The 239-nt window shown below is 56.5% G+C and carries 1 pseudogene; it reads right to left on the bottom strand.

Annotated features, from left to right (window positions below):
* Positions 1–239, bottom strand: a pseudogene (locus tag O4G76_RS21540) (transcription termination factor Rho); the annotation flags it as partial.

The raw sequence follows: 239 nt of genomic DNA, 5'->3' as shown, positions 1-239 counted from the left end.
GAGGTCCTCTTTCCGCGTACCGGACTTGAGAATGTCGATGGCGGGGAACACGCGCTTGTCGGCGATCTTACGGTCCAGAACGATTTCGGAGTTACCCGTACCTTTGAATTCTTCAAAGATAACCTCGTCCATCCGGCTGCCTGTGTCGATCAGCGCTGTCGCGATAATGGTGAGCGACCCACCCTCTTCGATGTTCCGCGCAGCACCAAAGAAGCGCTTGGGACGTTGCAGGGCGTTTG

The organism is Limimaricola sp. G21655-S1 (genome assembly GCF_027213785.1).
Classification (GTDB): domain Bacteria; phylum Pseudomonadota; class Alphaproteobacteria; order Rhodobacterales; family Rhodobacteraceae; genus Limimaricola.
Note: the sequence above shows the minus strand (reverse complement) of the source record. Positions and strands in the feature narration are given on the sequence as shown.